Below are 20,835 nucleotides of genomic sequence, written 5' to 3'. Positions count from 1 at the left end.
ACATCGTTATGTGAGCGTCGAGCACGCGATCCGATTTTTACTAAGCGAGGTGACGTCCTGATATCGGCTATCGACTCAGCTCATACGCACACATGTTGACTGTTGATGCCAGGTTCAGCGATTCGATAGCGCCGCAGCCGGGAATGGTAAAAGGCTGCGCATTAAGTACGGTCAATTGCTCATGGGGTACGCCGCGTGCTTCATTGCCGAACAGATAGCAATCGAATGTCTTAAACGCTGCCGATTGAACGTGATCACCACTCATGTCCAGACAGGCAATGCGGTCAAACCGTGTGCGCAGCGAATCTATTTTCACGTCCAGCTCAATGGATGCATGAAAAATGGCGCCCATGCTGGAGCGAACAACTTTAGGGTTGTACGGATCAACACTGCCAGGGCTAAGCAAGCAGCGAAAGTTACCGAACCATACCAGCGTGCGCAGGATGGTGCCGAGATTGCCCGGATCCTGAATTTCATGCAGGTAAATGGCGCGCTCGTTATCAGCAGGCGCGCAACCCGGTGCGTTAGTGGCCGGCATTGGTACTAGCGCAATAACGCCTTGCGGTGTTTTGGTATCGGATATCTGCGCCATTTGGCGGTCACTGATCAAATGGGTTTCAAACGAGCTTGCCCAGTGTTCATAAGCCTCGGTTACATAGAGTTGACTGCTCTGTAGCAGCGGATTCTGTAGCGCCGCCTTTTGTAACTCCAGTAGCAGATGTTCGCCCTCCACCAGAAAATAACCGAACTCGGCCCGGTATTTTTTCTGGTGAAGTTTTTTGACGTCATCGAATTTCATCAAGACGCCGCTCGGCTGGGCTGCATGTTCGCCATCTCAACGTCCGATAGAAGCGATTTGGCCAAAGCCTCGGCAACTTTAATTCCATCTACGCCCGCCGACAAAATGCCCCCCGCATAACCGGCACCTTCACCAGCCGGATACAGGCCGCGCAGGTTGAGGCTTTGCAGGGTCTCGTTGTCGCGAGTAATGCGGACAGGAGAGGACGTGCGGGTTTCGATACCTGTGAGAATGGCATCATCACGATCAAAGCCACGAATCTGCTTGCCGAATGCCGGCAGCGCTTCGCGGATGGCCTCGATGGCATAGTCTGGCAGCGAGGGCGCAAGATCACCCAGGCGTACGCCGGGTTTGTAGGAGGGCTCTACCTCGCCAAGTTCGGTCGACGGCACTCCACGGATGAAGTCGCCCACCAATTGTGCTGGTGCGCAGTAATCGCTGCCGCCCAGCTCGTAGGCCCGCGACTCAAGGCGTTCTTGCAGATCCAGGCCAGCCAGCGGGTCGCCTGGGAAATCCTGCTCCGGGTTGATACCCACAACAATGCCTGAGTTTGCATTGCGCTCGTTGCGCGAGTACTGGCTCATGCCGTTGGTCACGACGCGCCCCGGCTCGGAGGTGGCGGCCACTACGGTCCCGCCGGGACACATGCAGAAACTGTAGACGGCACGACCGTTTTTGGCGTGATGCACTAATTTGTAATCGGCGGCGCCCAGCTCCGGATGGCCGGCGTATTTGCCCAGGCGAGCCTGATCGATCATGCCTTGCGGATGCTCGATGCGGAAACCCACCGCAAAAGGTTTGGCTTCGATATATACGCCCTGGCGGTGCAGCATGCGGAAGGTATCGCGAGAGCTGTGGCCCAGCGCGAGCACCACATGGCGGCTGCGAATTGTCTCGCCATTGGCTAACACCACACCTTCAAGCTGGCCGTTGTCGATCAGCAGATCGGTCACTTTACTCTCGAAGCGTACCTCGCCACCCAAGGCGATGATCTCCTCACGCATCGCTGCGACCACGCCGGTGAGACGGAAGGTGCCGATATGCGGCTTGCTCACATACATGATCTCTTCCGGCGCGCCAGCGCGGACGAACTCGTGCATCACTTTGCGGGCGTAGAACTTGGGGTCCTTGATCTGGCTATAGAGTTTACCGTCCGAGAACAGGCCGGCTCCTCCCTCACCAAACTGTACGTTGGATTCCGGCGTCAGGATCTTTTTACGCCACAGCGCCCAGGTATCCTTGGTGCGTTTACGTACATCCTTGCCGCGCTCCAGCACGATGGGCTTGAACCCCATCTGTGCGAGCAGCAGCGCTGCGAACAATCCACAAGGACCAAAGCCTACGATTATCGGGCGCTCCCGCAAGTGGGCGGGCGCCTGAGCTACTGGGTAGTAGTGGGTATCCGGTGCTGGACGTACATGATTGTCATCGGCAAAGCGCGCCAGGATTGCCGCCTCGTTGCGTGCCTCTAGATCGATGATATAGATGAACAGAATGACGCTGTTTTTCTTGCGAGCATCGTAGCTGCGCTTGAATACAGTGAAGTTCAGCAAGTCGGCGTCGCTGATGCCCAGGCGTTTGACAATGGCCTTGCGCAACTCATCTGAAGAATGATCAAGAGGCAGGGACAGTTCGTTGATGCGAATCATGGCGGTAATCCTGGCCGGTGACTCCGACAAAGGAAGCTTTAGAAAGGATGGGGTAAGAGGCGAATTATACCTCTCTCTATCCCTCCCTGACAGTCCTGCCTAACGGGTGCTACACGATCCCTGCCCACCAGTCTTATATTATCGGTTTATAATCATTGCCATTGTGCGTCCAACCGCTTTCTGTTTTTCCCAGGCGTTGGTCTGCTTCTCCCATTGAATTTTCCGTGCTTGGCTCCCTCATGAAACGATCCAAAAGCAGCCGCCGTTGGCTGGATGAACACGTCAACGATCCTTATGTTAAGCGGGCTCAGAAGGATGGCTTGCGTTCTCGTGCCAGTTACAAGTTGATCGAGCTGAACGAGAAGGACAAGCTGATACGTCCCGGCATGCTGGTCATGGACCTTGGCTCCGCACCGGGCGGTTGGTCACAGGTGGCTGGCGGTCTCGTAGGCGAGAAGGGACGGGTGCTGGCTAGTGACATTCTACCGATGGACCCGCTGGAGAACGTCGACTTCATCCAGGGCGATTTCACCGACGACGCGGTGTTCCAACAGATTCTCGACAAGCTCGATGGCAATCAACCTGATCTGATCATTTCTGACATCGCTCCCAATATCAGTGGCATCGCTGCTGCCGACCAGGCGTCCTCGATGTATCTGGTCGAACTCGTCCTTGATATGGCGCGTCAGGTCCTCAAGCCCAACGGCAATCTTGTAGCCAAGGTATTCCAGGGAGAGGGCTCCGACGAGTTTCTGAAAGACGTTCGCACCTCATTCGAGAAGGTGATGATACGTAAGCCAGAGGCATCTCGGCCGCGCTCAAGGGAGGTCTATCTGGTGGCAAAGGGCTTTAAAGGATAAAGCCCCGTGGTGCGCTCTTCGAGAGCTTGACGCTTCGCTGGGTTGTGCACAGTCCAGCGATGACAAAAAACTAAAAGGGCACCTTTCGCTGAGCGTTATACCCTCCCGCACTATTCGCTAGATGACCGCCTTGGATAGCGCTCAACGAGTCGATGCAGAGCTAAAGGTCTGGCTTTGTTCAGGTTTGACCGAAACCGGGTAAAACGATAGGCGTTAAAAAGCCGGCTTGTGGCCGGTTTTTTTATTCTATATGTCATTGATTTTTATATTTTTTATTTTACCAACTACTTTTATACCCCCATTTGTCCCCCCAGCAATGCAGTGCGTGATGTTGTGAACTGACGGCCAACTCTTTCCCAGTGGGGCGTGCGGTGGGTCAAGAATGGGTCTAATAGGCCTTTACCCAAGCTAACCTGATTTAACCCATGCAAGCAGATCTCAAATTCTGTAAGCTCATCTCTGATTCTTACACAACAAGCAAGCAGGACTTCGCTATGGATGACCGCTGGCTCTCCGTCGACGAAATCGCCGATTACCTCGGTGTGGCTAAGGATACTATCTACACCTGGGTGACCTCCAAGGGCATGCCAGGGCACAAGGTCGGGCGCTTCTGGAAATTCAAGAAGGAAGACGTGGACGCCTGGGTTAGAGAGAGCGGTGCTGCTGCCAGTAGTGACGACTTTGACGACAAGGGGGCGCGCAATGCCTAAGCAGCGCTCCACACAGGACAGCAATGACATGAGCGACCTTGATCAAGAACTCCACGCGTCAGAGCGCGCGCTCGAAGAGGGCAAGGTCTTTGACTACATCACCGGCAATCCGGTGAAAGACAGCGACAAAGAGAAAGTTCGTCAACGCATTGCTCGCGCCATCATTCATGAGTATGGCATCGCTGCCGAAGACATGGAACCTGACTTCAAGGTCAAAGTCTTGGGCAAGAATCGCAAGCTCGACATCGCGATCTTTAAGCCTGGCCAGGCGCACATACTGGACAACCTTTACCGCGCTGTAGTGGTTGAGAAAGAGCCCAAGATCGGTACTAAGGGCGCCTATCGCATGCGCGACCCCGAAGAGGCGCGCAAAGAGTTCGAGGTTCTGGAGGCCGTGATGGCCGAGGTCGATAGCTGCGACTACGGCCTGTGGACCAATGGACTGGAGTTCTTCTTTTTCAAGAAGGAAGTCACCCGCTTCGATACCAAGTTCAAACCCATCGGTGATTGGCCATTGGGTGACGACACCTTCAGCGTTGAAGGCCGCTCCATGGGCCGCATGCGTCGTGCGGACCCAGTGATGCTGCGCACCGCTTTCCGCCGTTGCCACAACTACATCCACGGCAACGAGGGCATGCCCAAGGACGCTGCCTTTTGGCAGTTCCTGTACCTCATCTTCTGCAAGATGTATGACGAGCAGCAGCCCAATGAAGCCCGTGGGTTTTACGTAGGCCCATTCGAACCTTTTGACCCGGAAGGCCAGAAATCCATCCGCCTTCGGATCAAACCACTCTTTGAGCGAGTGAAGAAAAAGTACGACGGTCTCTTCAAGGGCAACGAAGAAATCACACTGTCCGACCGGGCTTTGGCTTTCATCGTCTCGGAGCTGGCCCGTTACGACTTCGGTCGTACCGATGTCGATGCCAAAGGTGCGGCCTACCAGGAGATCGTGGGCACCAACCTGCGCGGAGATCGCGGCCAATACTTCACACCGCGTGGAGCCATCAGTCTCGTGGTCAAGATGCTCGCACCCAAGGAGCACGAGCGTGTGCTGGATTCGTCCTGCGGCACGGGGGGCTTCCTGGTTGAGACCCTGAACTACCTGAACAAGGTCTTCCACGAAGAGAAGCGCATCAAGGCAGGCGACGAGAACACTGAAGAGTTCGTGTCCATCCGTGATCGGCTGGCCAACTACGCTGCCAAGAACCTGTTCGGTGCTGACTTCGACCCCTTCCTGGTGCGGGCTGCTCAGATGAACGTGATGATGGCAGGCAACTCGCTGGGCCACCTCTATCACATGAACTCGCTGGAGTTCCCGGTGGGACATCTGCCCGGCGTTCAGGCTGCGAAAGAGGCCATCCCGCTCGGCACGATTGATGTCTTGATGACCAACCCGCCGTTCGGCTCGGACATCCCCGTCACCGAGAAGACCATCTTGGAGCAATACGAACTGGCTCGCCGCTGGGAGCGGCAAGGTGATGGTTTTGTGATGACCAATGCCATCAAGCCAGCGGTGTCGCCCGAGGTTCTGTTCATCGAGCGCTGTGTGAAGTGGCTCAAGCCGGGCGGCCGGGCTGGCATCGTCCTGCCTGATGGCATCTTGGGCAACCCTGGTGACGAGTTCATCCGCTACTGGATTCTTCGCCATTGCTGGGTGCTGGCCAGCATCGACTTGCCAGTGGAGTCATTCATTGTCGAGGCCAACGTCAACATTCTCACTAGCCTGCTGTTCCTCAAGCGTAAGCCTGCGGAAGTCATTCAGGCAGAAGACCTTGGCCAGAAGGAGGACTACCCCGTGTTCATGGCTGTGGCAGAGAAGGTGGGCTTCGATCGCCGTGGCAACACGCTTTACAAGCGTCACCCTGATGGCGAAGAAATCCTCGTGGATGTTAGCCATGAAGAGAAGGTACGCATTGGTGGTGGCCTACAGGTGCGCACGCTTCATCGCAAAGAGCGCATTCTCGACGACGACCTGCCCGAGATCGCCAAGGCCTATGCCGAGTTCCGCGTCAAATACCCGGAGCCCGGCAAATGATCACGCGACTGGAAGCCACGCGCTATCGCTGCTTTGAACACTTGGGCGTTGATGTCGGCGACTTTCGGGTGCTGGTCGGCGCCAACGGCTCGGGCAAGACCACGCTGCTCGATCTGCCGGTACTTTTCGGTGACCTGTTACGTGCCACTAACGTTTCCGCTCCCTTTATGGAGCGCCGCCCTGAGCTGCCGCCTCGCGCGGGTAATCTGAACGAATTGGTTTTTGCGGGACGTGGCAGCGACTTTTCGCTGGCTGTTGAGGCGTGCCTGCCCGACGTTGTGCAATCCAAGGTACTTGAAGGCATGTTTGCTAGAAAGCGCACCGAGCGGTCGCGACAGGCATTGCAGGAAGATCGCCGTCATTGGCCGACCCACATTCGCTACGAGGTTGGCTTGCGGCTTGGTGCCGATCAAGCTCTGCAGGTGGCTTACGAGTACCTGTTCATGTTCCCTGAGTCGGACGGGCCTGACCGCCGCCAGGCGGGTTTTCATGGCGTCGTTGCTGAAAGTAAGAGGCACTGGCACCTGACGCTAAAGCGCGAGATTGGCTACGAGTCCGAGTTCACACCCGAAACGCCACAGGCCAACGCGGCAAAAGTAGGTTTGCCCGAAACATTGCTCGCCATGCCGCGTGTGCTGTTCGAATCCGAGGCGGGCTACCCCGCAGCCCGTTGGTTACACGGCCTGCTGACCACCGATGTCGTGTTTCTGGAGCCGAATTGGTCGACCATGCGCCAAGCTAGCCCGCCGGGGCAGCCCAAGGTCATCACGGCCAATGGCCGCAACATTCCCTGGCTTGCGCTGGAACTGAAGCGGGAAGGCGCACCGGAGAGTGCCCCGGCTGGCTTCCGCAGCGAACGTTATGCCGACTGGATTGCCCACGTACAAACCGCACTGCCGCAGGTGACCGATATCGATGTGCGTGAGCGCGAAGACGACCACCACGCCTACTTCGTGGTCAGCTACAAGGGCGATTTCAAGGTGCCTTCACCCGGTTTGTCGGATGGCACGTTGCGCATCCTCACGCTGACGCTGCTGCCTTACCTTAGCAAGCACCCGGCCATCCTGGTGACGGAGGAGCCCGAAAACGGCATTCATCCGCGCGCCATCGAGGCTGTTCTGCAATCGCTTTCGTCTATGTACGACAGCCAAGTGTGGGTGTCTTCGCATTCGCCCGTGGTGCTGGCGCGCGCCAAGCTGGATCAATTGTTGTGCGCCAGGCTCTCCAGCGAAGGTGGCGTGGAGATGGTTCCGGGCACCGATCACTCGCGCCTGCAGGAGTGGCAAGGCGGCATCGATCTCGGCAGTCTGTTTGCAGCGGGGGTGCTGGGATGATCAACAAACGCCCCTGTGTCATCTTGGTGGCCGATAGCAACATGGCAGCCACTTTCCGTGGCTACTTCAAGCGCGACGGTTGGCACCTGAGCCTTGGCTGTGCGCCTTTTGAGATGAACACCGATGTCGGTGCTGACCTGCTAGTCGATGAGGGTGGCAACGATCCTGGTGTGTATACCAAGGGTCATGAGCTGCTACGTCCCTACCAAAGCAGCCATCATCGTGCGTTGGTGGTATTGGATTGCAAGTGGGAGGGGGCGCCGGACAAGGCTGCCATCGTTGAACACATCACGGCCCGTTTGGTGGCAAGTGGCTGGGCTGAAGATGCGGTTAAGGTGATCGCCATTGAGCCGGAGTTGGAGAACTGGCTATGGCAAGACAAGCCGCAAGTAGCGGACGCGCTTCGCTACAAGGGTGATAAACCCCTGCGCCAGTACCTGGCCGATAACGGTTGGTGGCCTGCCGATGTGGCCAAACCGCCTCGGCCAAAAGAGGCTGCAGAGTGGGTGTTGAGGCAGACCCGCCGGCCGCGTTCTTCGGCGATCTATCAAGAGCTGGCGGAGTACATCTCGATCAAGGGATGTACGGACGCAGCATTTGCCGAGATGCATGCGGCGTTTTTGGCGTGGTTCCCGGTGGAGATTCCAGCATGACCGCCGTCAGACTAAAGATCGTTCGGGCTGCTTGGCTTGAAGAGGGCGGTCGGAGACTCGATTGCAACCCTTATATGTCGGGCGCGTTGGAAGCGAGGGATGCCCTGAAGCGACTTGCGTGCCATAAGGACAAGTTGCGAGATGTGACACTCGGGATGTTCGACTCTGGTCGCGAGAGCCGGAACTGGGTAGATGATGAAAGGTTCGGCGTGCGCTACATGGGTAGCTCGGCGATTAACCTCGCTGACTTTGCCAACTTACCTCTTATCTCGAACAAGCAAGTGGCGCGAAACCCCAAGCTCCTCATTGAGGAGGGCTGGTCCCTGATTACTCGTTCAGGGACTATCGGTCGCATGGCCTATGTGCGGCCGGACATGGCTGGCCTCGCTTGCTCAGAAGACGTCTTGCGAGTTGTCCCTGACTTGGAGCGTATTCCACCAGGCTACCTGTACGCTTTCCTATCCTGCCGCTACGGCGTACCCCTGGTCGTCTCTGGCACTTACGGCGCCATCATTCAACACATTGAGCCTGTTCACATTGCAGACCTGCCGGTGCCAAGGTTCGGACCTGTCTTCGAACAAGAGATGGCTCAGGCCATTGATGCCGCTGCAGCCGAGCGCGTTGCGGCATCTAGGCATCGTCGCGCGGCGCTTGAATTGCTCCAGGCCAAGATTGAATGGAACGATCACTCTAGCCCCGTTTCTCATGCCCCCATGGCGTCGTCACTGCTCGGGCGAATGGACGCATTCCACTACTCACCGCGAGTTGAGGCTGGTCGAGCCTCGCTGGCCGCCCACTGTGGTGTTCGCCTGGGCGATCAAGTGGAACGAGTTTTTGAGCCGAACCGAGGTTCACGATTGAAGGTCACCGACCCTGCCTATGGTGTGCCCTTCCTGTCATCTTCTTCCGTCTTCGAGCTGACCCCCCGCGCAGAATATTTGGTCTCGCGATCACTGACTCCGAATCTGGAAGGGCTATTGCTCTCGGATTGCGATGTTTTGATTCCCCGAAGTGGGCAGCTCGGCGGGATCATCGGCCGTGCGGTATTGCCCTTGCCAATGAACGTCGGCCAGGCTGGCAGCGAGCACCTGGTTCGCGTGCGGTGTCATTCACCATCAGATGCGGCTTACCTGTGGGCCGTTCTGGCATCCGAGCCTGGGTACTGGGCACTGGTCGGTACGGCGTTTGGATCGTCGATTCCCAGCCTCGATTCTTCTTTGATCAGCGACCTAACCGTTCCGTGGCTGTCCGAGCGTGATCGTCAAAAGATCGGCGCACTTGCTGAAATGGCGGTTGCAGCGCAAAACAAAGGCAACGAACTGGAAGCAGCAGCGGTTGCGCTGCTAGAAGAAAAAATCAGGAAGGAAAGCTGATGGCAAAAGTGATCCCAGTAGGCCAGCCGGTCAACGATGCAGAACGCAGCGCTATCGCTTACCTGCGGGATCGCTTGCCAGACAGCTATATCCTGTTGCACAACTTCGAAATCGAGCGCCAGGGCGAGCGCTTCGAGATCGACATCGCTCTGCTGACGCCGCACGCGCTGTACTTGATCGATGTGAAGGGCACACGCGGCACCATCGATGTGTACGGCAATAAGTGGTATCCCGAGGGGCGTGCACCATACCCGACCCCGCTGGGCAAGCTGCGCGGGCATGCACGTACGGTCAAGGGTCTGGTAACACAGGCTCATCCAGGGCGGAATGAGCTGAGCGACATCTATGTGGATGCGGCCATCTTGCTCACTGCGCCGGATGCGCACCTGATTGACCGCGAGCAGCTGGATTCAGACCGTGTGGTGAAATTGAAGGACGCCGAGCGCTATTTCAAAGATGCCACACGCATTCCCGCGCGCTTTTCGAAGAACATCCTGCAGCAGCAAGGGCTAATCCTGCATGCTTTGAAGGTGGTGAAACCGGCCTCTGCCGTGCAACGCTTCGGCCACTGGGAGGTGAAGGAAAAGCTCGGTGCGGCGCAGGCCTACAGCGAGTTCCGTGCAGAGAACGCCTTTGCGGGTGGCACGGCCCGTCTGCGGGTGTATCAAGCGGACCCCTACCAGCCTGAAGCGGTGCGCAAGGCCCAGGTCAACCGCATTGCCAATGCCTACCGGGCACTGTCCAAGCTGCCGCTGCATCCCAACATCGTCGCCGCGCGGGACTTCTTCCCCGCCGACGACGACAAATCCTTCATCCTGATCCTGGATGACGCGCCCGGCCAGGGGCTGACCGTGCACATGGCGCGGCCTCAGTTGGCGCTGACCCTAGACCAGAAATGGCGTGTTGCCAAAGACTTGCTGGCGGCTCTGGCTCATGCCCATCAACATGGCGTGGTGCATCGCAACCTTACACCTGGCGCGATCCTGATCGGCCAAGACGGCACCACCCGCATCACTGACTTCGACTTCGCGAAGCCCGGCGAGAACCGCAGCCTGAGCATTGCTGCGGATATTGTCGATTTGGTCGAGAAGGCTTATGTCGCACCAGAGGCATTCCGCGAGCCAGGTGCAGCGTCTAGCGCGTCGGACATCTTCTCGGCTGGCGTCATCATTTATGAACTGTTCACTGGAGAGCGCCCGTTTGCGGGTGAGCCGACCACGGTGTGGGATCGTGTAGGTGAGTTCCTGAACAAGCCATCTGTGCTGCGGCCGGAGTTGAATGACGCTTTCGATGTATGGCTGCAAAGCCTGTGCGCGTTTGACGAGCATAAGCGGCCACCAGCCCCCAATGCGCTGGCGGCATTGAATGCCTTGCTGCAGCCTGTGGCACTACAAGCGGCGGTCCCCGTTGAGGTGTCTGCTTTTGAGCCCAATGAGGTGTCTGCTGATCAAGCCGACTACCTGAACCTGCCTGCGGGCTACAGGTTGACCCGCAAGTTCATCATCGAGAAGAAGCTGGGGCGTGGCAGTTTCGGCGTGGTCTACAAGGTGATCGACACGCTGGGCGATGTGGCGCGTACGGTAAAACTAATCGTCAGCGACCGACACTCGACTCTGGATCGCCTGAAGCAAGAGTACCGTCACCTGGTGCACATCCCTGAGCATCCACACGTAGTACGCGTGCTGGACGCGGATGTTATCCCAGGTCGTGACATTCCCTTCTTGGTGTTCGAGTACGTTGAAGGCTCCGACGTTGGTGACATGATTCAGGAGCGCCTGCTGTCGTCCGAAGACGTCTTGGAGCTGGGCAAACAGGTGATAGAAGGCTTGGTGCATTTGCATGCGCATGGCTTCCATCATTGCGACATCAAACCGCGGAATCTGCTGTGGACGCAGAAGGGCGCGAAGATCATCGACTTCAATGTGTCGGTGCGGGCTGATGATAAGGAGTCGCGAGGAGGCGGTTCGCGTCGTTATCTGCCACCTGACTTCGACCCAGAGGTCATCCCGTATAACGGGGAGCGCGCAGACCGCGACCTTTATGCCATGGGGCTGACGCTGTATGAGGCGCTGACCTCGCGGTATCCCTGGGATACGACAGAGCCACCCATCAACAAGCCTGCGCCAGACCCGCGTGAGTTGTCGGGGTTCTCTGACTTTGCGCCAGAGCTTGTGAGCGTAGTGCTGAAAGCCATCGCCCCGCGTCGTGCAGAGCGTTTTGCTTCAGCCACAGATTTCCGTGATGCCCTGGCCGAGGTGCGCCACGCGCGGCGCATCCAAACCGTGAGCTTGGCTACGATGGCAGCCGCCAGCAGCGGCCATTCTGTGTCGGCTGACCCCGCGCCTAATACCAATGCCTTCGTTTCGCACTTGCTGACGCTCTACAGCCAAAGCCACCGCAGCAATGCCGGTACGCGCGGCATGGATGCACTGGGCTTTTCAGCCTATGTGGATACCGGCTTGGATCGGGCGCTGTTGCCTGCGGTCCTGTCAGGCGAGTTCCGCTTGGTGTTGATCTCTGGCAACGCGGGCGATGGCAAAACGGCCTTCTTGCAGCGCCTGGAGAAGGAAGTTGAAGTCCGTGGCGGATCAGCCAATCGTGGGTTGCCCAATGGCAGCGAGCTGGCATTGGGCGGCAAGCGTTATCTTATCAACTACGACGGGAGCCAGGACGAAGGCAACAAGGACAACAACCAAGTGTTGTTGGATTTCTTGTCACCCTTCAAGGGGAGCGATGCAAGAACCTGGACGCCGAAGGAAACTCGCCTTATTGCAATCAATGAAGGCCGCTTGGTGGACTTCCTGGCGATGCATGAGCACGACTTTTCTGCGTTGACGGCGCTGGTTCGGCGGGCGTTCTCGACGGGCGAAACTGAGTTTGGAGTCGCAGTGGTGAACTTGAACCTGCGCAGCGTGGTGGCTGAAGCCGAAGGGGGCTCGATTCTGGAGCGCACGCTGCAGAGCATCGTGCAGCCCAAAAACTGGTCAGCCTGCGAAAGCTGCGACCTGAAGAACAGCTGCTATGCCTTGCATAACGCACGCAGTTTCCAGGATGAGATTGCTGGCCCGCGTTTGCTGGAACGGCTCAAGACCCTTTACACCATGGCGCACTTGCGTGGTCGTTTGCATATCACGATGCGTGACCTGCGTTCGGCGCTGTCCTTCATGCTGATCGGCAACCGTGATTGCGGCGAGATTCATGCGCTGTATATGGCCGGAAAGCATGACGAAGTGGCGCGCAGCTATTACTTCAACAGCTGGATGGGCGGTGGGCAGCCTACTTCGGATCGATTGCTCACCTTGCTGGGCGAACTCGATGTGGGCAAACAGGAAGACCCACGCTTTGACAGAGGGCTGGACTTTGTGCAGCCGGATGACCGGGCACTGTTCCGTTTTGAGCGGCGGGGGCAATTCGATTTCGAAGTGCTGAAGCGTCTGTTCGCTGATCTGCCTCGTGGGGCGGGCGACGTGTCCGTTCGGCAGCGCGCACGCAAGCACCGTGAGTATGTGGCGATGGCCCGGCGCAAGCACTTTTTCGAACGCCGCGACGCGAGCTGGGAAAAAATGCTGCCGTACCGCTCGGCCAAGCGCATGGTTGAAATCGTTCGTGGCGAAACTTCGATTGATGCACTGACTAGCGAAATTCTGCATGCCATCAACCGAGGCGAGGGGCTGCAACGACCAGAGCGCCTGGGGGCGAGCTTGGCATTGCAGTTACGTCAGGTTGAGCACGGTACGGTTCGCAGCTATCGGCTTTTCCCCGCGGAGGGTTTTGGTCTGCAGGTGCAAGACTTTGCCGCCAACGCGCGCTTCGTCGAGCACCTGCCGACGGGCCTACTGCTGAAGTTTCAGGGCCAGGGTTTCGGTGCCATCTCCAGTGAGTTGATCATCAACCTCGATGTTTTCGAGATGTTGGTCCGACTGAATGAAGGCTACCGGCCCAGCGTCGAAGAGATGCAGGGCTTTTACCTGTGTCTGGGTGTCTTCAAGAACAGCCTCAATGCGCAGCCCTATCGGGAGATTTTGCTGACCACGACAGGGCATGACTTCTACCGTTTGGCTCGTCATGACGACGGCCGGGTGGAGATGCGCTTGTTGCAAGGGGCGGCGAGCGGTGGGCACAAAGCAGAGGCCATAGCACAAGGCTTCAGGGGGAACTGATGGCGTTGCAAAAGAAGGACAGGGAGTTCCGCCTCCCGAAAGTCAGCTACCTCGATTTCAAGACCATCGAGATGGATCGCGTGCTCACGGGCTTGTTTGAGCGCTTGGAACATGGCGGCTATCCGAGCGTGTTTCGCGACAAACGCGAGCTGACAGTGGACAAGTTCGTGGACGACATCCTCGAAGCCGGCGAGCGTTTCTTGGGGTTCGCTCAGCACCGAGACATGGTGCAGCGCTGGGTTGAAACCCACCTCATGGACATCGTCAATCGCGGCAAGAAGAATGCCGCGGTGGCTGGCCCCCGTCCCCTGCATGGTTATACCTACCGCTTTCGCAATCCCAAGTATTCACGTGACTATGGCGCTGCCCAGCACCTGTACCAGATGCTGCACCACGCCCGGCATCTTTCGGGGCACAAGGCCATCGAGCACCTGAAGGGTTTCTTCTTTGACGGCTTCGACAAGCTCACTCGAGAGCTGAACGACAAGGCGCTGACAGACATTGAAACGGCCACGCTGCTGCACTTCCTGTCGCAGCGCAAAGACACGGCGGATACCCGTGCCGGTGGAGACCGCTTCGCGCCGGTGTGTATTGGGTCGGCAGACTTGATGGCCGAAGACATTCAGCGCCTGCTGTTCTATAAGCCCTTCATGCCACGCTCGGTGATGGTGGAGTACCTGAAGGTATTGCTCTCGTTCCACCTAGCCCTCTACCACTTGCGGCTGCTGAAGCTCTTGCCTGCCTGGCAAAAGCTGGAGGGTGCGAATTCGCTGTGCGCAGAGTCAGCGTGCCCGATGAAACCCCGTGAACAGCGCGAACCACAGGGTGACTGTCCTTACAAGCTGGGGTTGTTTGTTGACCTCTCTGGCAGCGCCAACTCAACAACCACTACGCTCGCTGAGCGTAGTGCCGATGGCTTTTACCGGCGCATCCCGAGTTTCATCCGTGCGTACTTCGTTGCGAAGAAGCTAGACGAGTTTTCTGAGCATCTGGTCCGGCGCGGTAAGTTGATCCGCCCCTTGAACTCAGTGTTCTCTGTTGGCGAGCTGTATGGTCTTCAAGGTGCACCCTTCGCAGAAGAGCGGGACAAGTTTTTCGGCGAACGTTTGGCGGGGCTCTTGGAGTCTCTGTCAGAGGGGGATGCCGGCCTGGATGCCGAGGTTGAGGCCATCACCAAGATGGGGCTATCTGATTTTGAGACCTACATCGAGATTCTTGTCACCCTCCGCGGCGCCTTCCACAGGAAATACATTATCGAGTCGCTTGACGCGACGATGTTGAAGAATAAGTCGGGAGCGCTTCTGGCCCAAACACGTGCACGGAGCGCTCCGCGCCGGTTTGCGCTGGAGAGCCGCCTGTTAGAGGTGCTTTTGCAGATCGCAGTGCTGCGCCCAGGGGGTGACCAGGGCTACTTCACCGGCGAGATGCGGATAGATGATCTGCTGTCCTTTCTGCGTGAACGCTACGGTCTTTATATCGATCAGTTGCCACCCGGCGAGGGGTTCGCAACGCCCACCATCGATGAGCGTAAAGCCCTACGAAGCAATGTTCAGGCATTTACTGGACGCCTGCGCGAGATTGGCTTCTACCGCGATTTGTCCGATGCCTATGTGACACAGACGGTTGTACCGCGCTACACGATTGCAGAACGAACAGAAGGGGCGCGCACATGAGTCGGGGCCTGCGTGAACTCACCAGTCAAGAGCTGAGCGCGGCGCTTGAGTCCGTCTTGCTACCGAGGCTTTGCAAGGTCTTGGCTGCCCGCGATCTTGGGCATTGCATGCGTGTTACGGACTTGGATCGTGAGCTGATGATTCGATTGGCCGGGGGGCTGCGTGCGGCCGTTCCTTCTGCCAATGTGGTTCTACTCGCAGACGACGCCCTGCGTGCCCAAGCACCGGAATTGGCCGTGACGAGCACCAAGCTTGTTGAGCTGCGTAATCCGTTGCCCAACGACGAGCTAAGGCCCCCGCTGCTGGTCTTTGTGCCGAACGATCTACGCGCATCTGCCGAGGATTCGTTCGGTGTCGCGACGTTTGAAGAAGTGTCGATTGAGGGTGCCTACGCTCAGCTGAATGAGCAGCTGATCACACAGATCCCGGCCAACCTTCGGGTTGCTGTCGAAGCCTGTTTGGATGAACTGCGCCGGAGCGACTCGCGCTGGCGATATGCCGACGATGCCGCTGTGGTGCGCTACCTGCTCACATGCCAAGTCAACGGCTTCGACCTGGATGCGATGGGCGCAGCGCTGTTCGAGCTGGCCCTCGTGCCAGATTTCGAGTTGTTCCAGCAGGCAGAACGTGCCCCTGCGCGGGTGGCTCGCAACCGCGAATGCGTCGAGCAAGTCACATGGTCAACTAAAACGGAGCGCGTGCGTGCCCTTGAGCTGGGCCTGCTCGATCCAGTTTTCTGCAAGCAGCTTGGTGAGTTCTTTTCGAGGGTTGGTGTTGCCAATCCGAAGGAGTGGACTCAACTGATCGTCCGCGATCGGGTCAATTGGCCCCTCGCGTTTAACAAGTGGCTGTTTGAGGACGGGGGCGTCAATCCGGATGCCATCTTTATCGGCGACGTTGAGCTGCCAGATTTGCCGGTGGTTAAGGACGACAATGAAGACCCCCGTCTGGCAGAGCTGATCGGTCACCGGGTGTTGCCTATCTCTAAGACGGGGCTGAAAAAGTTCAGTGTGTCCTTCAGGGTCGATCCTGTTCCGTCCAGGGTGGAGGGCTTGTCTCGATTCGTGGCTGAAGTGGTGTCGCGCGACAACGGCCCCACAGGCTTGCGCCGCCGCAAGGCCGCGTGGACCAAGGGCACGGATTCTGGGGTGATCGCATTTTCGTCGATTGGCAAGGTCGACTGGGAGGAGGGCTGGCACTTTGTTCGCGTATACGGGGAGACCGAAGACGGCGACCGTATTCCGCTTGCTGACGGCGAGGGCAATCCTATTCGCTTCAACAGCGATGCCTCCGAGAACCTTGCCCATGCCAATGAGAGCGATCTCTTTTATGTGGTCACCGACGACGAGGTAGAGGTTGAGCCCCCACAGCGAGCGGTGCCGCGCGAGCCAAGCTTGATGCATGCGCTGCTGCGTGCGCGCTTTGCTGCCGTGGCTCAGGATCGAGACCCCAGTTCTGTCTCGATTACGGGATGTGCTTGGGTGGAGCGAAGCAGCAAAGCTGCAGCCAGTGGTGAGACCCTGGAGGTCCGGCTGGGAAAAGAAGGGAAAGCGAATGTCTTGGTGTCTGCCGTCTTGGCTGGCCTGGAACGCGCCTTTCTTGGCGACCCGGATGGCCTCAATCGATTGAGGTTGTCGATCAACGCTTCCGGCGTTGCCACGCGATCAACGATCTCCTTCAAATGGCCGACCTCGGATGAAGCAGCGAGGTTTCGGGAGTCTCGGGCAACCCTCTTTGACGCAGTTTTGCAAGGCGATCAGCGCTTGATCATGCAGGCCAGTGACCTTCTGAGCCTGCAGGAGCCCGCTCAGAACTATGCGGCAGCCTACCTGGCTTGGATTGATGCTGTGTTTATTCGCTGCGGCTCAACAGATGCCACCATTGCACGTCAGGCTTTTGAAGAGTTGCGTTGCGCACTAACTATCGATTCGGTTGCTTTGGTCCTGGAGGACTATCAGGGTAGACGACGTGACGCCGTTCTTTTGGGCCCAACTCATCCTCTTCGCGCCAACTGGCACGTCGCCTGGAGCCAGCTGGGGCAGACCTGGATGGAGCGCAGCCAGGCGAGTGGCCGTGAGTTTGTCGTGCCGACCCGGGACGCGGTGATCAAGCAGCTTGCGCCTGCAGCGTTTCCACCTGTATTGCCTTTCGGTGAGGAACTTGGCCGCACGGCGCTGGCTGTGGATAACATCAACCCATTCTGGTCGCTGTACGCGGCGACCGACGAAGAAGACCCGCGTGGTTTGGTTGGGGAGGTGTGCGCCGCACTGGGTCTGCCCGAGCCAGCAATTGGCGGTGCGACCATCGATAGCGCCTACTTGGCGGCTCGGGTGCAGCGTTATTTGATCCAGCACCCGTATGTTGAAACGCTGACGATCAACGCGTTCAATGCGGGACGGGCAGCGGCCTTGGCTGAAGTGCTGCTTGCACTGCAGCGTCATTCCGAGTTTGCTGATCTTCGGTACGACATCAAGCTGTTCGTTCCCGATCCGGCGGCTCCTTCAACCGGGGAGGCGCTGTTGGAGCTGCTGGTCCCTGACTCGGGAACCAGCGCGAAGGAGGCGGACGCATTCTCTACGCCGACTGATAGCCACCTGCACCCCAAGTTGCGATTGGCGATCCGCGCCATCAAGGAGTTCCGCGACGAGCCTGATTTGCATGCCGCGCATTTGTCGTTCTTGTTTGACTTGTTTCCGGCTGAGGAAATTCGCGCTGTAGACGTTCGGGACTCGGATGACTCTTCCTTCGTCCATGGCCTTGTCCAGCCCTTCGAGGTGGATTACCTGGAAGACGAGCAATCAATCACTTGGCTTCGTCGCCCACTGCATGGGGTGGCGCAGCCGATTGAGGGGGCTGAGGCCTTGTCCGATCTGATGGGAGGCATCTCACGTGCAGTTTCGGTTGCCGTGGCGACCGTTTCGCGCAGCCAGTATTTGCCACATGCGCGGCCGGTGGTGGCGTTGAGCTTGTCTGCCGGCGAGCGCGCGATGCTCCATCAGGTGCACGAGGTTAGCGATTGGGTGCTCACCATTGATCGGAACCTGGGCATCGAGTTTTTTGACCATCGACGCCACTCAACTCGCCCTGACTATCTGATTGATCACTCGCCTGACATGGCAAATGCGATGGGCCATCGGCTGGCAATCACCTCTCGCTCAGTGGCAGAGTTGGAGTCATTGTTGGTGCCGATCTTGGGCGAATACGGCCTCCCAAATTCAGGCAGTCATGCCTTGGTGATGCTAGATCAGCTTCGCTCGCTATCCGGCCGGCTGGCCCTGAAGTTGTTGTCGTCGTCTTCGCAAAGAGCAGAGGCGATGGGGCTCGCGCTTTCACGGTTGTTTCTTGAACATCAAGGTGTGTTTCAGAACCAGGTCGTTGTGCCCCTGGATGCGCACCTGGAACTGTACAAGGCTATTCGTCAGAACGCCGAGGAAATGGGCGACGAGGTCAATTTCCGGCGAACTGATCTTGCATTGTTCGACCTTGATCCATTGGGCCGTGTCGTGACCTGCAGGCTGGTCGAGGTGAAGTGCTACAGCCAGGTTGGGGATGTGGCCGCATATGCGCAGTTAAAGGCATCCATTGCTGAGCAGATCGCACAGACGGAGTACGTTCTCGCTTACCACTTCGACCCTAAGTTGGCAGAAGTGGATCGTCCGGATCGTCCTATCAAGAATCGTGATCTTGTAGCTCTGCTGGGATTCTATTTGGACCGCTCGGAACGTTATGGTGTTGTCTTGCCTGAAGCTGCGGAAGAGGCGCACTTCTTTTTACGCCGCTTGGATGAGCGGCCCTACACACTGCAGTTCACGCGAAGCGCCGTGGTATTCGACTTCAGTAAACCGGGCACGGAACCGGCTGAGCATGAGAACGGTATCGAGTTCTACCGCATTGGCAGTGATCTGATTCGCCAACTGGTCGAAGCAGCAGTGACCGACACCGAGACCATCGCGAGCTTGCAGAGTATTCGATCCACCGATACGGCGTGCGAGGTGACCCAGGAACTGCTACGTCGCAGGACTTTGGCACCAGCTGTCCCGACCTTTGGGACCGCTGCTTTCTTGAGCCCGCCTCGTGATCGAACTCTGGCTTGGGACGACAGGCCGCGAATTTCGTACAACCCATCAAGCCTCACGCCTGAAGCGCAGGGGCGCGAACCAGAGCCTGCCGTGATGTTGGCCCCAGAGGCGATTGAACCGCCTCAGCTGCCGATTACCATGCCAGAGCCAAAGCAACCCGCGATCGCTGACCCCAAGCCCGCGCCTGCTCCTGTGTCAGACGAAGAGAAGGTGGCGACGCTGATAGTCCCCGCTACCTCAGTTGCATCGTCTGAAGTGGCTCAGTGTCTCAATGGCCGGGTCGCCTACGACATCATGCTTGGCGCGACCGGATCAACGCCTCAATACGGTTTGCTTGGAGATGTATCTGGGCGAAAGGTTGCACTAGACCTGAATCAGACTCACACCATCAGCCTGTTCGGTGTGCAAGGGGGTGGGAAGAGCTACACCTTGGGCAGTGTGGCGGAGATGGCCTCCTTGCCAATCCCTGGTATCAACTGCCTACTGGAGCCGCTGTCAACGGTGATCTTCCATTACAGCCCGACTATGGACTACAAGCCCGAATTCACGTCTATGGTCGGTGCCAATAGCGTTGAGGATCAGGTCCGAGCGCTGAAGGAGCTGTACGGTGCAGAGCCGAAGGCCCTGGCTGACGTCTTGCTGCTTGTGCCCGCAGACAAGATTGAAGAGCGGCGTGCGGAGTATCCGGATATCGAGGTGTTGCCGCTACAGTTCTCTGCATCGGAATTGAAGGCCTCGCACTGGAAGTTCCTGATGGGGGCCGTGGGCAATCAGGCCACCTACATCCGTCAGATCATGCGCATCATGAAGTCCATGCGCGATGACATCTCTTTGGATGGGCTGCGAGCCGGTGTCGAAGCGTCGTCGATCCCGGAGCATCTGAAGGAACTGGCCAGGATGCGTTTGGAGTTGGCTGCCGAGTACATCAACGATTCGGCTTCGCTCTCCGAAGTGGTCAAGCCTGGTCGCTTAATCATCGTGGACCTTCGAGATGAGTACATCGAGAAGGACCAGGCTCTTGGGCTCTTCGTTGTGCTTTTGCAGCTGTTTGCAGACGCGCGAATCGAGGGGCGCAGCTTCAACAAGTTGGTGGTGTTCGATGAGGCCCACAAGTACATCGAAAGCCCAGACCTTGTTGCGGGGCTTATCGAAGTTGTCCGCGAAATGCGCCACAAGGGCGTCAGCATTATGGTGGCGAGTCAGGACCCACCATCTGTTCCGGTCAGTCTGATCGAGCTATCCAGCCAGATCATCATGCACAAGTTCAATTCGCCCGCTTGGCTGAAGCATATTCAGAAAGCCAACGCCGCATTGGCTAATCTGACGCCCGAACGTATGGCTCTGCTCAAGGCCGGCGAGGCTTACATCTGGTCAAGCAAGGCCACTGACGAGTCTTTCTCAAAGGGTGCCGTAAAGCTCAGATGTCGGCCACGAGTGACTGAGCATGGCGGAGCAACTAGGGTCGCGGTTAAGAGCTCGTGATGATCGCTTTACGAGCAGGCTCTACTAA

Annotated in this window: 11 protein-coding genes; 9 read left to right on the top strand and 2 right to left on the bottom strand. The window is 57.8% G+C overall.

The features are described from left to right. Positions 1–67: 67 nt before the first annotated feature. Positions 68–799 (bottom strand): RNA methyltransferase, encoded by a 732-nt coding sequence (locus QWJ10_RS03825; protein WP_125887343.1) that lies wholly within the window; start codon positions 797–799, stop codon positions 68–70. After that, positions 799–2,448, bottom strand: coding sequence for an NAD(P)/FAD-dependent oxidoreductase (locus tag QWJ10_RS03820; protein ID WP_289924455.1), 1,650 nt, complete (start codon positions 2,446–2,448; stop codon positions 799–801). Before QWJ10_RS03820 ends, QWJ10_RS03825 begins: the two co-directional genes overlap by 1 nt. A gap of 239 nt (positions 2,449–2,687) precedes the next feature. Between QWJ10_RS03820 and rlmE the strand changes: the two genes are divergently transcribed. The 9 genes from rlmE to QWJ10_RS03775 all read left to right on the top strand — a co-directional run bounded on the left by rlmE (position 2,688) and on the right by QWJ10_RS03775 (position 20,807). After that, a complete protein-coding gene (gene rlmE, locus QWJ10_RS03815; protein ID WP_019366818.1) occupies positions 2,688–3,308 on the top strand; it encodes a 23S rRNA (uridine(2552)-2'-O)-methyltransferase RlmE in 621 nt (206 codons plus the stop codon). A gap of 494 nt (positions 3,309–3,802) precedes the next feature. After that, positions 3,803–4,018 carry a helix-turn-helix domain-containing protein gene (locus QWJ10_RS03810; protein ID WP_289924449.1) on the top strand — a complete coding sequence of 72 codons (216 nt, stop codon included), beginning with the start codon at positions 3,803–3,805 and terminating at the stop codon, positions 4,016–4,018. Next, the gene (locus tag QWJ10_RS03805; protein ID WP_289924447.1) at positions 4,011–6,053 is read left to right on the top strand and encodes an N-6 DNA methylase; all 2,043 of its coding nucleotides are present in this window, start codon (positions 4,011–4,013) and stop codon (positions 6,051–6,053) included. Before QWJ10_RS03810 ends, QWJ10_RS03805 begins: the two co-directional genes overlap by 8 nt. Continuing rightward, on the top strand, positions 6,050–7,387 hold the full coding sequence (locus tag QWJ10_RS03800) for an AAA family ATPase (protein WP_289924445.1): 1,338 nt from the start codon (positions 6,050–6,052) through the stop codon (positions 7,385–7,387). Before QWJ10_RS03805 ends, QWJ10_RS03800 begins: the two co-directional genes overlap by 4 nt. Further along, positions 7,384–8,040 carry a hypothetical protein gene (locus QWJ10_RS03795; RefSeq protein WP_289924443.1) on the top strand — a complete coding sequence of 219 codons (657 nt, stop codon included), beginning with the start codon at positions 7,384–7,386 and terminating at the stop codon, positions 8,038–8,040. The genes QWJ10_RS03800 and QWJ10_RS03795 overlap by 4 nt, the downstream gene beginning before the upstream one ends. Then, a complete protein-coding gene (locus QWJ10_RS03790; protein ID WP_289924441.1) occupies positions 8,037–9,413 on the top strand; it encodes a hypothetical protein in 1,377 nt (458 codons plus the stop codon). The genes QWJ10_RS03795 and QWJ10_RS03790 overlap by 4 nt, the downstream gene beginning before the upstream one ends. Continuing rightward, positions 9,413–13,573, top strand: a complete 4,161-nt coding sequence (locus QWJ10_RS03785; protein WP_289924439.1) for a protein kinase — start codon at positions 9,413–9,415, stop codon at positions 13,571–13,573. Before QWJ10_RS03790 ends, QWJ10_RS03785 begins: the two co-directional genes overlap by 1 nt. Next, positions 13,573–15,246 (top strand): hypothetical protein, encoded by a 1,674-nt coding sequence (locus tag QWJ10_RS03780; RefSeq protein ID WP_289924436.1) that lies wholly within the window; start codon positions 13,573–13,575, stop codon positions 15,244–15,246. The genes QWJ10_RS03785 and QWJ10_RS03780 overlap by 1 nt, the downstream gene beginning before the upstream one ends. Continuing rightward, positions 15,243–20,807 (top strand): hypothetical protein, encoded by a 5,565-nt coding sequence (locus QWJ10_RS03775; protein WP_289924434.1) that lies wholly within the window; start codon positions 15,243–15,245, stop codon positions 20,805–20,807. Before QWJ10_RS03780 ends, QWJ10_RS03775 begins: the two co-directional genes overlap by 4 nt. The last annotated feature ends 28 nt before the right edge of the window (positions 20,808–20,835 follow it).

Source organism: Pseudomonas sp. WAC2, assembly GCF_030403525.1.
In the GTDB taxonomy this organism is placed as follows: domain Bacteria; phylum Pseudomonadota; class Gammaproteobacteria; order Pseudomonadales; family Pseudomonadaceae; genus Chryseomonas; species Chryseomonas luteola.
This window is presented reverse-complemented; position numbering and strand designations above follow the sequence as displayed.

Excerpts from the sequence above, each read along its gene's own strand:
- QWJ10_RS03780 (WP_289924436.1), top strand. The coding sequence starts at position 13,573 with ATGGCGTTGCAAAAGAAGGACAGGGAGTTCCGCCTCCCGAAAGTCAGC.
- QWJ10_RS03785 (WP_289924439.1), top strand. The coding sequence starts at position 9,413 with ATGGCAAAAGTGATCCCAGTAGGCCAGCCGGTCAACGATGCAGAACGC.
- QWJ10_RS03795 (WP_289924443.1), top strand. The coding sequence starts at position 7,384 with ATGATCAACAAACGCCCCTGTGTCATCTTGGTGGCCGATAGCAACATG.
- rlmE (WP_019366818.1), top strand. The coding sequence starts at position 2,688 with ATGAAACGATCCAAAAGCAGCCGCCGTTGGCTGGATGAACACGTCAAC.
- QWJ10_RS03800 (WP_289924445.1), top strand. The coding sequence starts at position 6,050 with ATGATCACGCGACTGGAAGCCACGCGCTATCGCTGCTTTGAACACTTG.
- QWJ10_RS03805 (WP_289924447.1), top strand. The coding sequence starts at position 4,011 with ATGCCTAAGCAGCGCTCCACACAGGACAGCAATGACATGAGCGACCTT.
- QWJ10_RS03790 (WP_289924441.1), top strand. The coding sequence starts at position 8,037 with ATGACCGCCGTCAGACTAAAGATCGTTCGGGCTGCTTGGCTTGAAGAG.
- QWJ10_RS03810 (WP_289924449.1), top strand. The coding sequence starts at position 3,803 with ATGGATGACCGCTGGCTCTCCGTCGACGAAATCGCCGATTACCTCGGT.
- QWJ10_RS03825 (WP_125887343.1), bottom strand. The coding sequence starts at position 799 with ATGAAATTCGATGACGTCAAAAAACTTCACCAGAAAAAATACCGGGCC.
- QWJ10_RS03820 (WP_289924455.1), bottom strand. The coding sequence starts at position 2,448 with ATGATTCGCATCAACGAACTGTCCCTGCCTCTTGATCATTCTTCAGAT.
- QWJ10_RS03775 (WP_289924434.1), top strand. The coding sequence starts at position 15,243 with ATGAGTCGGGGCCTGCGTGAACTCACCAGTCAAGAGCTGAGCGCGGCG.